The sequence below is a fragment of the Burkholderia sp. MSMB1498 genome (genome assembly GCF_001526245.1).
Taxonomy (GTDB): Bacteria; Pseudomonadota; Gammaproteobacteria; order Burkholderiales; family Burkholderiaceae; genus Burkholderia; species Burkholderia savannae.
The window spans coordinates 51,267-64,726 of the sequence record NZ_LOYJ01000059.1 but is presented as its reverse complement, the minus strand read 5'-3'; the positions used below and the strand labels follow the sequence as shown (position 1 = coordinate 64,726).

The 13,460-nt window shown below is 67.6% G+C and carries 13 protein-coding genes; 5 read left to right on the top strand and 8 right to left on the bottom strand.

Annotated features, from left to right (window positions below; all coding sequences use genetic code 11):
- Window positions 1–143 precede the first annotated feature (143 nt).
- The 4 genes from WS91_RS11265 to WS91_RS11250 all read right to left on the bottom strand — a co-directional run bounded on the left by WS91_RS11265 (window position 144) and on the right by WS91_RS11250 (window position 2,930).
- Window positions 144–356, bottom strand: coding sequence for a helix-turn-helix domain-containing protein (locus tag WS91_RS11265; protein ID WP_226383212.1), 213 nt, complete (start codon window positions 354–356; stop codon window positions 144–146).
- A 22-nt stretch (window positions 357–378) separates the two neighbouring features.
- Window positions 379–1,845, bottom strand: coding sequence for a DHA2 family efflux MFS transporter permease subunit (locus WS91_RS11260; RefSeq protein ID WP_059670288.1), 1,467 nt, complete (start codon window positions 1,843–1,845; stop codon window positions 379–381).
- The gene (locus WS91_RS11255; protein ID WP_059578591.1) at window positions 1,842–2,399 is read right to left on the bottom strand and encodes an isochorismatase family protein; all 558 of its coding nucleotides are present in this window, start codon (window positions 2,397–2,399) and stop codon (window positions 1,842–1,844) included. Before WS91_RS11255 ends, WS91_RS11260 begins: the two co-directional genes overlap by 4 nt.
- An 87-nt stretch (window positions 2,400–2,486) precedes the next feature.
- Window positions 2,487–2,930: a MarR family winged helix-turn-helix transcriptional regulator gene (locus WS91_RS11250; RefSeq protein ID WP_059578596.1), complete on the bottom strand. Its 444-nt coding sequence runs from the start codon at window positions 2,928–2,930 to the stop codon at window positions 2,487–2,489.
- A gap of 691 nt (window positions 2,931–3,621) precedes the next feature.
- Here WS91_RS11250 and WS91_RS11245 point away from each other — a divergent pair.
- The 4 genes from WS91_RS11245 (at window position 3,622) to WS91_RS11230 (ending at window position 7,410) form a co-directional block, all read left to right on the top strand.
- The gene (locus WS91_RS11245; protein ID WP_059670287.1) at window positions 3,622–4,914 is read left to right on the top strand and encodes an MASE1 domain-containing protein; all 1,293 of its coding nucleotides are present in this window, start codon (window positions 3,622–3,624) and stop codon (window positions 4,912–4,914) included.
- A 13-nt stretch (window positions 4,915–4,927) separates the two neighbouring features.
- On the top strand, window positions 4,928–5,743 hold the full coding sequence (locus WS91_RS11240; RefSeq protein ID WP_038747636.1) for an alpha/beta hydrolase: 816 nt from the start codon (window positions 4,928–4,930) through the stop codon (window positions 5,741–5,743).
- Window positions 5,744–5,900: 157 nt separating this feature from the next.
- Window positions 5,901–6,647 (top strand): immunity protein Imm33 domain-containing protein, encoded by a 747-nt coding sequence (locus WS91_RS11235; protein WP_059670286.1) that lies wholly within the window; start codon window positions 5,901–5,903, stop codon window positions 6,645–6,647.
- A 286-nt stretch (window positions 6,648–6,933) separates the two neighbouring features.
- Window positions 6,934–7,410, top strand: coding sequence for a DUF3455 domain-containing protein (locus WS91_RS11230; protein WP_038747630.1), 477 nt, complete (start codon window positions 6,934–6,936; stop codon window positions 7,408–7,410).
- 215 nt (window positions 7,411–7,625) lie between these two features.
- Here WS91_RS11230 and egtD read toward each other — a convergent pair whose 3' ends face one another.
- The 3 genes from egtD to WS91_RS11215 all read right to left on the bottom strand — a co-directional run bounded on the left by egtD (window position 7,626) and on the right by WS91_RS11215 (window position 10,394).
- Window positions 7,626–8,600 (bottom strand): L-histidine N(alpha)-methyltransferase, encoded by a 975-nt coding sequence (gene egtD, locus WS91_RS11225; RefSeq protein WP_038747627.1) that lies wholly within the window; start codon window positions 8,598–8,600, stop codon window positions 7,626–7,628.
- 4 nt (window positions 8,601–8,604) lie between these two features.
- Complete coding sequence (gene egtB, locus WS91_RS11220) at window positions 8,605–9,840, bottom strand: ergothioneine biosynthesis protein EgtB (RefSeq protein WP_038747755.1); 1,236 nt, start codon at window positions 9,838–9,840, stop codon at window positions 8,605–8,607.
- A gap of 173 nt (window positions 9,841–10,013) precedes the next feature.
- Complete coding sequence (locus WS91_RS11215; RefSeq protein ID WP_038747624.1) at window positions 10,014–10,394, bottom strand: DUF427 domain-containing protein; 381 nt, start codon at window positions 10,392–10,394, stop codon at window positions 10,014–10,016.
- Between the two features lie 538 nt (window positions 10,395–10,932).
- Between WS91_RS11215 and alr the strand changes: the two genes are divergently transcribed.
- Window positions 10,933–12,057: an alanine racemase gene (alr, locus tag WS91_RS11210; protein WP_038747621.1), complete on the top strand. Its 1,125-nt coding sequence runs from the start codon at window positions 10,933–10,935 to the stop codon at window positions 12,055–12,057.
- Between the two features lie 274 nt (window positions 12,058–12,331).
- Here the strand turns inward: alr and WS91_RS11200 are convergent, their stop codons facing one another.
- Window positions 12,332–13,126, bottom strand: coding sequence for an enoyl-CoA hydratase (locus WS91_RS11200; protein ID WP_038747616.1), 795 nt, complete (start codon window positions 13,124–13,126; stop codon window positions 12,332–12,334).
- Window positions 13,127–13,460: the final 334 nt, after the last annotated feature.

The following is a 13,460-nucleotide window of genomic DNA, read 5'->3' as shown; positions in this document are numbered from 1 at the left end:
GTGCGGTGCGTTGTCCGAGATCGGCCAGTTTCCGTCGTTAGCCATGGTCGGCGCACGATCAATCAAGCGGCTGCCTCGCTCGAGCAGCGGACCGTCTGCTGATTTTGCATGAACGACCGAGGCTCATGCGTTGCGCCGATCAACTATGGCGCAACCGATCCAAGCTCGTGCTCGCCGGTTGCCATGTAGCCTTGCCGTTCCCGACGGTATTGGACCGGCGAGACGCCGCGCGCCAACTTGAATGCGCGGCTGAAAGAAAATTCCGACCCATAACCAACGCGCGACGCGATTTCACCCAGCCGTAGCTCGGTTTCCTCCAGCAGCTGTGCAGCAATGCCCATGCGCCAACGCGTCAGGTACCGATCGATACCGGGTTCTTCAGGCAGGCCGCGAATCCGCGGCGGAAGATTGGAGCGCCGCGCCCGAGTGAGGAACCATCCAGGGCAGCCGGAGAGTGACGAGGAACAGCAGCGCGTGCAGAGCGCAAAGCAGGCTGAACGCCGCGACGAAGGCGCCGGACGTCGTCGCGGTATCGGGCGCGCCCGACAAACGCCATCCCAGGAAGGTCGCGCAGAGTGTCGTCAACGTCGGGCCGCCCAGGCGCTGAACGATGTTCATGGCGGTCGTCGCCATCGGCAGATCCTGGCGCGCCACTGACGCATAGCCCGACGCGATCGACGGAATGCCAATGGCGCTGACACCGACACCCCGAATGAAGAGGCTCGCCGCCAGGACGGAGACGACCAGGCCGTGCCGGGACAGGAAGACGAGCGGCAGAGTCCCTGCCAGAGCCGTGAGCGCGCCGCAGGCCGCGAGCTTGCGAATGCCGAACCGCTTCGTGAGACGGCCCATGAATGGATAGGTGCACATCATGCCCAATCCCAGAGGCGCAAGCAGGCAGCCGGTTCGGCCTGGCGACAGACCGCAGGCGCGGACCAGATAGACCGGAATCAGCATCTGGCCTGCGAAGGAGACGCCGTTGACCATGAACATGGTGGCGATCGACGTGGAAAACACCTTGCCCTTGAGCAGCCGAAGGTCAATCAGCGCGGCGTCACCCTTGGCCTGCGCCATACGGCAGAACAGCGCGAACATCACGACGGAGACAGCCAGGGCGACGACACCGACGCGCTCGCCCAGATGATCCGAACCGTAAAGGAACAGCACCAGCCCCGGCGATAGCAGGGTCAGCCCGAACAGGTCGAGGCCGCGCGGCCGCGTCTCCTGCCGATCATCGGACAGGAATGCCGCCGCCAGTGCGAGCGCCAGGACGCCGACCGGCAGGTTGATGAGGAAAAGCCAACGCCAGGAGGCGAATTGGACGATCGCGCCGGCGACGACGGGCCCCAAGAGAGGCGCGAGCAGGACCGGCAACGCGGCGACGCTGATCACCTGCGCCATCTGCTTGCCAGCGGCGCGGGCGATCATCATCTGCGCCATCGGCGCGAGCAGGCCGCCGCTCATGCCCTGGACGATACGGAAGGCCACCAGTGAATTCGCGGACCATGCCAGCCCGCACAGTGTCGAAGAGAGGGTAAAGGCCGCGAAGCACCAGAGATAGAGGGCCTTGGCGCCGATGCGATCGACGAGCCAGCCATTGAGCGGAAGCGTCAGCGCGAGCGCCAGCAGATAGCCGCTCGTCACCCACTGGATCGCAGAAAGGCTGACGTGCAGATCGGCGGCAAGGCTCGCGAGCGATACGTTGACGACAGTAGCGTCGAGTTGCGCCATGAAGGAGCCGATGGCCGCGACACAGACCACTTTCCACACGCCGGAAGCGAGGCGATCGGCTTGACCGTCGCCCGCAGTCGACACCGGGGGGCTGTCCTTCGGCGGCAAACTCATACGCGATCAAGAAGGCTGACGATCGCCTGCGTGGAGCCCGTTTCGCCCAATCGCGGAAATATCCGGGCGACGCTGTTATCGTGCGCCTCGAGGCTCATGTCGGTCATCGCGTCCAGCGCCAGGGTGACGTTGAACCCGAGTTCATAGGCGTGGCGGGCGGTCGATTCCACGCCGATGCTGGTGGCGACCCCGGCCAGCACCAACTGGGTAACGCCAAGAGCCTTCAACCGTGCCTCGAGATCGGTATTGGTGAAAGCGCCCCACGTCCTCTTGGTCACCAGCAGGTCGTCAGGCTGCGCGTTCAACTCAGGCACGAGATCCGCCCAATCCGCCGGCAAGCCTTCGAGGCTGTAGCTTCGTTCGGTCCGGCCGGGTGCGGCGCCCGTGACGTTGACCAGCACGACCGGCAAACCGCGGTTCCGGAACGCGGCGGTCAAGGCAGCGGCGCACGCGAGGACGCCGCCGATGGGATGGGCGACCGGCAGCCCGGCGATGCCTTTCTGAAGATCGATGGCGACCAGTGCCGTTCTCGGGTCGAGGGTCGTTACGCTCATAATATGCACTCCTGATTTTATGCGGATGAGAGGAACCGCATGCCGGCGGCACTTCGCTGCCGGACGTACTGCGCGCCGTTCGGAACGTTAAGAGTCGCCGAGCCGCCTGATAAGCGGAATAGCCGCGGCGAGCGTCTGGATCTCCGTCCGGTCGAAGCCCGCAAGCGCCGCGATCAGCCATTCGCGCTTGGCCACGGTATGCCGCCGACGCTCTTCAAGACCCTTCAAAGTGGCCGCGAACAGTATCTGGCGGCCGTCGGTCGGATGAGGCCGGCGCTCGACGCTCCCCTCTTCTTCGAGGCCGGCCAGAATCGACTTCATCGACTGGGGCTTCATCGATTCCGCGCGTGCAAGATCGGCCGTCGTCATCGGGCCTTCACGTTCCAGCCGCGCCAGCACGCTCGACTGGGACAAGTTGAGTTCGCCGGGATTGGCTTCCGAGCGAAGCCTGCGCACCAGTTGGCCAATCGCCAACGTCAGGTCAGTGACGGTGAGTTCCAGCGAAGGATCGGATATGGGTGAACGAGTCATGAGAGGAGCATAGAATACGACAGCTAAACTTGCAAGTTAAACTGCCTAAATTGCCGGTCCGCAAAGATTGACCGCCCAAAGGTTGGATGGGCGAGACGCTCTTCATCGAGCTTGCAATCGCGAATTGGCTTTGTTGGCAAAAAGGCCGTTCCCTGCGCGTAAGCGGACAAGCCTGCGGCGTGAGTCCGAGCGGCAGCGACGGATCGGCAAGCGCCGATCGCACGCCCCGAGGTCGATCGTCCGTGGACGCACGCACCTTCGCTTGATCCAGCCGCGCTGCCCCATGCCATGATCGCGCTCGTTGAATAGTCGGATGGCGCGCCGTCTCGCGCGCGCGGCGAGGCCTGGATGATCCGCTACGCCGGCGGACCGATCATTCAGCGTGTTCTTCTCCCCTTGTCGTTGCGAGAAAAGCGCCCTCTTGCCGAATGGAGACAAGAGGCAACGAGAAACCTATCCGGTCAGCACGATATCATTCACGGCCGCGAGCACCAGGCTGCGAGTCCGCCGGCGGTCATCCGCACGTCGAAGCCCGATGCCGCGACGCCTCACGAACTTCGCCCAGGTATTCCAACCCGCGGGCCAGACGCATATCATTCGCGCATCGCGCATTTGCAGGGCCGCCGGCGCGCCACCTCCAACGGAAGGGGCGGCGCGCTCGCCCGCGCGGCGCAGCACACAGGAATCCTCGATGAACAACAAGCGTTACCGGACGGAACTCGTCGCCGCGCTGCTCTGGGCGGCGCTGTATCTCGCGACCGGCTACATCTCGCACGCGTTCAACGGCCCCGTGCGGCAGACGGGCTACATCTGGCTGCCGGCCGGCGTCACGATCGGCGCGTTCATGCTGCGCCCCGTGCGCGAATGGCCGACGCTGGCCGCCGCGTTCCTGGCCGCGCAGCTCGCGCTGACGGGCATCGAGCACGGCAACCTGTTCAACGCGGCGCTGTTCACGATCGACGAGGTCGGCGCGGCCGCGCTCGCGGTAGGGTTCGTGCGGCGCATCCGTTTCTCGCTCGAAGGCCTGTATTTCCTGCGCTCGGTGATCCTGGCCGGCGTGATCGCGGGCGTGCTCGGCGCGATCGGCGGAGCGGCCTGGTACGCGCTCGTCAACGGCGCGTCGTTCATCGACGTCGGCCTCGTGTGGGCCGCGTCCGATTTCGTCGGCGTGCTGCTCGTCACGCCGGTGCTCGCGTCGTGGTCGCGCTTCCGCGCGCATCGCTCGGGCGATCACGAACGCTTCGACCTGATGCTCGGCTTCGTCGCGTTCGCGCTGGTCGTGATCGGCGCCTTCGCGATCTTCGATGGCGACAGCGCGTCGAAATTCGGCATCGGCGCCGGCTTCGCGATGACCTACATCCCGCTGTTCCTGACCGTCGCGGTGGCGCTGCTGCTGGGCGGCCGCGCAGGCTCATCGTCGGTGCTCGTGCTCGCGCTGATCGTGATCATGCAGACCGCGCAGGGCGACGGCCCGTTCGCGTCGCTCGACGCGCATCACGGCCGTTCGCTGCTCGAGGCGCAGCTCTATCTCGCGGTTGCGTCGCTGCTGGTGCTGACGGTGAGTACGCTGAAAACGACCCGAGAACGCGTGCACGAACACGCGGCGGTACTGCAGAACAACATGGAGCTCGCGCTCGCGAGCGCCGGCCAGATCGCGTACGTGCTCGATCCGCAATCCGGGCGAATCGACTGGAGCGGCGACGTCGAGCGCGTATTCGGCGTCGGCGTCGACGCCTCGCAGATCGCAAGCGTGTCGCGCGTGCTCGAACGCGTGCACCCCGGCGACCGCGACGCGCTGCGCGACTACTGGCGCGCCGAGATCGCGGGCGAGGAGCGCGCGTCGCTGTCGCTGCGCGTTGTGCGGCGCGACGGCGGCACGCAGACGATCACCGATCACGGCGCGCCGCTGCTCGACTCGAACGTCGACGTGACGGTCGTCGCGGGCGTCTGGCAAATCGAGCGCGTGTGGCCGGCGGACGAATGAGCGAGCGGGCGACATGACCGGCCAGACAGGCATTCTGCTGATCCACGGGCTCGGCGGGACGCAGTACGATCTCGGCTCGCTGCACAAGGCGATGCGCCGGGCGGGCGGCGACACGCACATGATCACGCTGCCGGGGCACGGCACGCGCCCCGAGGATCTCGTCGGCGTGCGCGCGGAAGCGTGGCTCGACGCGGTCGCCGAGCAGTATCGCGCGCTCGAGGGCGAGTACGAGACCCTGCATGTCGCGGGCATGTGCATGGGCGCGCTCGTCGCGCTGCTGCTGTGCCAGCGCGTGCGGCATGCGCGCGGGCGGCTCGCGTTGCTGGCTACGCCGATGTTCATCGACGGCTGGTCGACGCCCTGGTATCGATCGCTCAGACATCTGCTGTATCGCGTGCCGGGCGTGTCGGAGCGGCTACGCGTCGACGAGGGCGAGCCGTTCGGCATCAAGAATCCGACGATTCGCGCGATCGTGAAGAAGAAGTTCGAGCGTCAGGACAATTTCCACTACCCATGGGTGCCGCTTGCGTGCATTCGCCAGGTCGACCGGATGCGCAACTGGGCGCACGCGGCCGCAGCCGACACGCAATGCCCGACGCTCGTGCTGCACGCGCGCGAGGACGAGCTAACGAGCCTGCGCTCGGCCGACTTCCTGCTGAAGCACTTGCCCGACGCGCGCGGGATCGTGCTGGAGAACAGCTACCACATGATCTGCGCGGACAACGATCGCGATGAAGTCGCCCGGCAGGTTCTGACGTTTTTCGGCTTCGATCCGTCGCACGCGGCGAGCCCGGCGATGGCGCGCAGGATGCGGCGGGTCGAACCGTGAACGTGAGCGCGAACGTGCCCTCTCCTCGGCACGTGCCGGTCGGGCCGCGGCGCCGCGTCGAGCCCCCTTGCGCGCCTGAACCCGGCGGCACGCAGTCGCTCGACGCCGCAAGCCGGATCGTCGGCAATTCACCGCTCGCCATCCAGGAAAACGATCGATGGACTTTCGCTCGCTGTTCCGGGCGCCCGGCTCGCAACAAGCTGCGCGGCGCTCAAACGCCGCCGTTCATCGAACCGTCGGTTGCAAACAGTTCGGCCATCCGGAATTCCGGATTCAGGTTGACGACCGCGCGATCCCGGCTCAGGACGTCAATTGGCTGCTACGCCATTTCGAGCATCGCGTCGCCGAAGGCGAGCGGTTCCGCGCCGGAGAAACGCGGCAAATCGGCTGGATGCTGACCATGATCGAGGCCGGGGCGTGCGGCTTTCTGCGCGTCATGGAACCCGACATGAAGGCGATTCCGATCAAGTTCGTCGATTCGGCCGACAACACGCTGAAGCACCTGCGCAGTCAGAAAGACGTCGCCGAAAGCATCGCCGCGGATCGGCAACCGGACTTTCCGTCGCTACGACAAAGCGCCGTGGCGCACGTCGAATACAAGCGTGCCGGCCGCGTGCTGATGACGCGCGCCGCTGCTTGCGATACGGACTCGGGCTGGTCGCTCACGGATCTGGCCGACGAAGCCGGTTCGCAAGATCCCGCGCGGTTCGTCAGGATTTCGCTCTATCAATTGGGTATCGACAGACCCGACCTGATCAGATTCCTTGCGTTGCCGCCCGGCCTCCAAGTGGTCGGCGGCGATCCGACGATCCATGTGATGGGACCTGAAGGCGAGATTCGACCTGCACCCGGTTCGTATCTGGATGCGTTGAACAAGCTCCGTGCGCGACGTCACGTCGAATGACCGCGACCGAAAGCTGCTTCGCCCGCCGCAAGCCGATTTCCGTCATCCCGATCGCTCGATGCGTTTACCCATCGGGTCTGCCGCCCGCCGGCACGCGTGATCCGCTGATGGCCCGACGTCGCCGCGTTGGAACGGCTTGCATACGACAGCGCATCGGCTACGCTTGATTTGCCCTATCCCTACCACGATCGACACCATGCGAAAAAACGCCGAATCCATGCGCCGTTCCGGCCGGTGCGCAACGCGCGAGGCCAACAGGAAAATCCGGAACCGCATCGCTCGTCGAATGACGACGGCGCTGCTGACATTGGCGCCCCTGGCCGCCCACGCGGCCCCGCCTCCATCGAACCTCATTCCCCAGGACGCCGCCCAAGCCCAGACCACAACCGCCGCCGGCGTTCAGATCTACGCCTGCGAGTACGACGCCAACCACCGTCTGGCATGGACCTTCCAGCACCCCGAAGCCACGCTCTACGACGCCTCCGGCACTGCCGCGATCCGGCACGGCGCGGGCCCGTCATGGGAAGCGCGCGACGGCAGCCGCATCGTCGGCGAGAAGATCGCCGATGCGCCCAGCCCAAACGCGGACAGCATTCCGCAGTTGCTGCTGTCGACGCACGCGACCGCGAGCGGCTCGCTCGCGTCCGTGCGCTACGTGCAGCGTCTCGACACGAAAGGCGGCGCCGCGCCCGCCACGCCGTGCACGGCCGAGCATCAACTCGGCAGTTCGCCGTACTACGCGCGATACGTCTTCTGGAAGTAACGCGAGCGAAGCGGCGAGCAAGCGGACGCCCGCTTCACGCGATGTCGGCATCGGCGCACATGCGAGCGACGCGCATGTGATGGGAGGACGTGCGCGCTCGATGCACGCGCGGTTGACGGACACGCGATCGAAGACGGGCACGCGATCGATCGGCGCCACCGCACGCGCCCCGCACGCGGGCGCACGCCCGGATCGCCGCGCCGCCCGCCGAAGCGTCAGGCGCGACTCTCGAGCCAATGCACGCTGAACAAGCGCGCGTCGTCGATCCACACCGTCCCCGGCGTGAACCCCGCCCCCCGCGCGAGCGCGCGGAACCCGTCGACCGTGAACTTGTGCGAGTTCTCGGTATGCAGCGTCTCGCCCGCCTCGAACCGGAACGCGTACCCGGCGACGCGCACCGTCTGCGTGCGCCGGCTCACGAGATGCATCTCGATGCGCTGATGCTCGACGTCGTAGAACGCGCGATGCGCCCACGCGTCGAGCGCGAAGTCGGCGCCGAGCTCGGCGTTCGCGCGCTCGAGCAGATTGAGATTGAACGCGGCCGTCACGCCCGCCGCGTCGTTGTATGCGCGGTGGAGGATCGACACGTCCTTCACGAGATCGACGCCGATCAACAGCCCCCCGCCCTTCAGCAGCGAAGCCGCGCGCCGCAGGAACGCCTGCGCCTCGTCCGGCGAGAAGTTGCCGATCGTGGAGCCGAGAAAGCACCCGACGCGCCGCCCTTTCGCGCACTCGATCGCGTGCATTTGCTCGGACTGCAGATAATCGGCGACGACGGGCTGCACGTCGAGCCACGGATATGCGTCGCGCAGCGCGGCGGCCGATTGCGCGAGATGCTCGGCCGAGATGTCGACGGGCAGATAGCGCGCCGGAGGATTCGACGCCGCGCACGCATCGAGCAGCACGCGAATCTTCGACAGCGACCCCGCGCCGAATTCGATCAGGTTCGCGTCGCGGCCGATCTGCGCGGCGATCTCGTGCGCGCGGCGCTTCAGGATCGCGAGCTCGGTGCGCGTCGGATAGTACTCGGGCAGCTCGCAGATCCGGTCGAACAACGCGGAGCCCGCCGCGTCGTAGAAGTACTTCGGCGCGATGCTGCGCGGCGAGCGGCGCAGGCCGGCGAGCAGGTCGCGGCCGAACGCGCTGTCGCACATCGCCTCGATCGCCACGCCCGCGGCGGCTTCCTTCATGCCTTCAGATATCTCTCGCAAGACGCACTCCCGTGAATTGCCAGCGCGCGGCCGGCGGAAAGAAGTTGCGATACGTCGCGCGCGCGTGCCCCGGCGGCGTCGCGACGCTGCCGCCGCGAAGCACCTGCTGCCCGACCATGAACTTGCCGTTGTATTCGGCCGCGACGCCCGCCATCGGTCGGAAGCCCGGATACGGGTCATACGACGAGCGCGTCCACTGCCACGCGCAGCCCATCATCTGCGCGATGCCCGGCGCGTCGAACGCGGCCTCCCATTCGGCTTCGGTCGGCAAGCGCGCGCGCGCCCACTCGGCATACGCGGCCGCTTCGTAGAAGCTCACGTGCGACACGGGCGCATCGCGCACGAGCGGCTGCAGGCCGTCGAGCCCGAACTCGCGCCAGCCGAGCCCTTCGCCGCCGTCGGACGCGATCCAGTAGAGCGGCGCCTTCCAGCCGTCGCGCAGGACGATCGCCCAGCCGTCGGACAGCCAGAACTCCGGGCGCGCGTAGCCGCCGTCGTCGATGAACGCCGCGAATTCGCCGTTCGTCACGAGCCGCTCGGCGATGTCGTACGGCCGCAGAATCGTCTGATGGCGCGGCCGCTCGTTGTCGAACGAAAAGCCGCGCCCGTCGTGGCCGATCTCGACGACGCCGCCCGGCCGCGACAGCCAGCGCGCGGCGCCGCGCGCGAGCGGCGCGTCGTCGCCCGGCGGCGCGGCATCGCTTCGATACGCGGGCAACAGCGGATTCAGCGAGAACGCGTGCAGGATGTCGGTCAGCAGCAATTCCTGATGCTGCTGCTCGTGATGCAGGCCGAGCGTGATCTCCGGCTCCATCGCGACGAGCGACGGCAGATCGGCCGTGCGCAGCAGCTCGAGCAGCGCGTCGTCGACGTGGCGTCGATAGCGATGCACGTCGTCAAGCGACGGGCGCGACAGCATTCCGCGCTGCGGCCGCGCATGGCGCGGGCCGAGCGCTTCGTAATACGAATTGAACAGGTACGGATAGCGCGAATCGAACAGCTTGTAGCCGCGCGCGTGCCGCGCGAGGATCACGGTCTCGAAGAACCAGGTCGTGTGCGCGAGATGCCATTTCGTCGGGCTCGCGTCCGGCATCGACTGCAACGCCTGATCCTCCGCGGACAGCGGCTTCGCGAGCGCGACGCTGCCACTGCGCACGTGCGCAAAGCCGCGCGCGAGATCCGACGCGAGACCGCGCGTCGCTTCTTCGTTTTTCGTCATGTGCACCGTCCCGACTGGATGGTTCGGCGGCGCGCGCCACGCGCCGCCCGCGAACCCATGCAACAAAGGATAGGACACGCGCGCGGCGTCGCGATCCGAATCGCGACGCCGCGCGCGACAAACAAGCGCCGTCTGCGCGGCTCGCCCCGTTCGTATGGATGGATGCTTCGATGTCAGCCGATCGTGATCGAATCGATGCGATCGGGATAGAACGCGAGATGGCCGGCGATCTGCTTCACCGCGTCGTGCGGCGTTTCGTACGACCAAACCGCGTTGACGCCGCGCTCGCCGGCGCCCTTGATGCTGTAGTACGACGCATCGCCCTTGTACGGGCAATGGGTCGTGTGCGCGGTGCGCTCGAGCCGCGACAGGTCGACGTCCTTGCGCGGCACGTATTGCACGGGCGGATACGACGCCTCGCGCAGCGTGAGCGCATCGCGCGTGTCGGCGAGCGGATGGCCGGCCGCCCGGACGACGACGCGCTCGCGCGTCGCGTCGATCGTGATCGGATGGTCCGGGCCAGGAATCCTGACGGGGTGACTTGACTGGGTCATGAAAGCGCCTCCGGTGGCGAAACACGTCGGACTTCGGCGACATCGTACGCCGCCGCGGCGCGGGAAGCGACGCGCGAGCCGCGAATTCTGAAGTTGGGGCGAACGAACAATCACCGTTGCATGCGCCGTTAATTGCGCGTCGCGGGACGATCGAAGCGCGACGCGCACGGCTCGCTCGGGTTCGCGTCTTCGCAGATTCCGTTCCCGCATGACCGCAAACATGCGGCCGGCTCCGGCAATCGATGCACATCGCCCTTTTCAGACCGTCCGCCGCGCTCGACGAGGCCCGGCCGTCAGCCGCCGCGCGCAACGAACCGTTCGCGCGCGACGGTGCGCGCCGCACGCTTGCAGCACCCGTCAGTTTTTACTGAAATTGCGACAAATACATTAAATAAAACCATCAATCTGCAAATACCATAGCGGCCAACACTGGCAATGGCGTCTCGCACGATGAATATGCACCGAACGAGCGCCTCCGATCGACCCTCGCGGCGCGCCGCGCACGAGCGCCCGCCGCCTTGACTTCGCAGAGAAATTCATGCCCCGCCCCATCGTCGCCCGCATTCATCCGGAAGCCGTCGCGCACAATCTTGCGATCGTCCGGCAACAAGCGCCCGCCTCGCGCGTCTGGTCGGTCGTCAAGGCGAACGCTTACGGCCACGGCATCGAGCGCATCTATCCGGCGCTCGCCGGCGCGGACGGCATCGCGCTCCTCGACCTCGACGAAGCGGTGCGCGTGCGCGAGCTCGGCTGGACGAAGCCCGTGCTGCTGCTCGAGGGCATCTTCGATGCGGCGGACGTCGAGATCGCCGAGCGCCATCGGCTCACGGTCGCCGTGCACGGCGACGAGCAGTTGCAGTTGCTGACGTCTGCGAGGACGACGCGGCCGATCGACATCCAGTTGAAGATGAACGCCGGGATGAACCGGCTCGGCTATCGGCCGGGCGCGTTTCGCGCCGCGTGGGAGCGTGCGGCCGCCGCGCCGTCGATCGGCGGCATCGCGCTGATGATGCACTTCGCGAACGCCGACGAAGGCGAGATCGACTGGCAGATGAGCGAGTTCGACACCGCGACGGACGGCCTGCCCGGCGAGCGCACGCTGTCGAACTCGGCGGCCGTGCTGTGGCATCCGCGCGCGCATCGCGACTGGGTGCGGCCCGGCACGATCCTGTACGGTGCGTCGCCGACGGGCGCCGCGCGGCACATCGCCGACGTGCCGCTGCGCCCGGCGATGACCGTCACGAGCCGGATCATCGGCGTGCAGACGCTATCGCCTGGCGAGACGGTCGGCTACGGGCGGCGCTTCACGGCCGAGCGCGAAATGCGCATCGGCGTGGTCGCGTGCGGCTACGCGGACGGCTATCCGCGCCACGCGCCGACCGGCACGCCGATCGCGGTCGACGGCGTGCGCACGCAGCTCGTCGGGCGCGTGTCGATGGACATGCTGACCGTCGATCTCACGCCGTGCCCGAACGCGGGCGTCGGCTCGACGGTCGAGCTGTGGGGCGAGCGGGTGCGCGTCGACGACGTCGCCGAAGCCGCGGGCACGATCGGCTACGAGCTGATGTGCGCGCTCGCGCGGCGAGTGCCGGTCGCGGTCGATCCGTATCCCGCGGCGGCCGCGCGGATCGAGCCCGCGCGCACCGGCAGCTACGGGCGCTGAGCGAAACGGCGGCCAACGGCGCGGGGGCGGCGCGCCGCGCCGGCGGTTCTGCGTTCGAAGTCGCGCAGGCGATTCGCGCATCCGGATACCGTCCCGCCGTCGGCCGGCTTCGTGCGATCTCGTGACTTCGTGACTTCATGCGACTTCGTGACTTCGCGCAACCTCGCGCGCCCTCGGCCGATCGAACGCATCACGTCCGCGCGCGCGAAACGATTCGCGCGGCATGCGAAGCGCACGATCGGCCGCGCGCGCGGCGGCGCAAACGCCGCCGCGCTCAGGTCCGCCAGCGCGGCGGCCGCTTTTCGAGAAACGCGTCGATGCCCTCGCACGCATCCTCTTCCATCATGTTGCGCGCCATCACGTCGGACGCATACGCGTACGCGTCGTCGAGCGGCATCTGCCGCTGCCGGTAGAACATCGCCTTGCCGTAGCGCACCGCGGCGGGGCTCTTCGACACGATTTCCGCGACCGTGCGCGCAACGGCCGCGTCGAGCGCATCCTCCGGCACCGCCTCGTTGACGAGGCCCCAGTCGACGGCCGTCGCCGCGTCGACGAAGCGGCCGGTGACGAGCATGTCGAACGCGCGCTTCGTCGACACGTTGCGCGACAGCGCGACCGCGGGCGTCGAGCAGAACAGCCCGACGTCGATGCCGGACACCGCGAAGCGGGCCGTGTCGGCGGCGATCGCGAGATCGCACGACGCGACGAGCTGGCAGCCCGCCGCCGTCGCGATTCCCTGCACGCGCGCGACGACGGGCACGGGCAGCGCGTGAATCGCCTGCATCACGCGGCTGCATCGGCCGAACAGGTCACGGTAGTACGCGAGATCGGGCGTGCCGCGCATCTCGCGCAGATCGTGGCCCGCGCAGAACGCGCGGCCCTCGGCGGCGAGCACGACGCAGCGCACGCGCGGGTCGCCCGCGAGCGCGGCGAGCTCGCGCTGCAACGCGCCGAGCAGCGCCTCCGACAGCGCGTTGAACTGCGACGGCCGGTTCAGGCGCAGCGTCGCGACGCCGTCGCGATCGTCGCGCAGGAGCGGCGGCACCGCCGCCTGGCTGGATGGTTCCATGTCGTCCTCCTCGATGGGCACGTGCTCGCGCCGGTGCGGACGGCGACATCGCCCGGCGCGTGTCGAACCAAGGTACACCGTATCCCGTCCGGATCAAGCCGCGTTGCGTCAAGCGATGCGCGCAGGCGAATCCGTCGATGCGGCGAAAAACCGACACCGTCCGCCGAAGAGCGCCGCGGCGGTGGACATCGCCGCAAAAAGCTGTATATTCATACAGTGCTCGCCATCGGCGATCCATGCGAGAATCGCGTGCCGCCGGACGGTCCGACGAGCCGCCTGCGCTTCGGCGCGCGGCCGAGGTCGATCGGGTATCGCGAGACGGGCCACGGAGAAG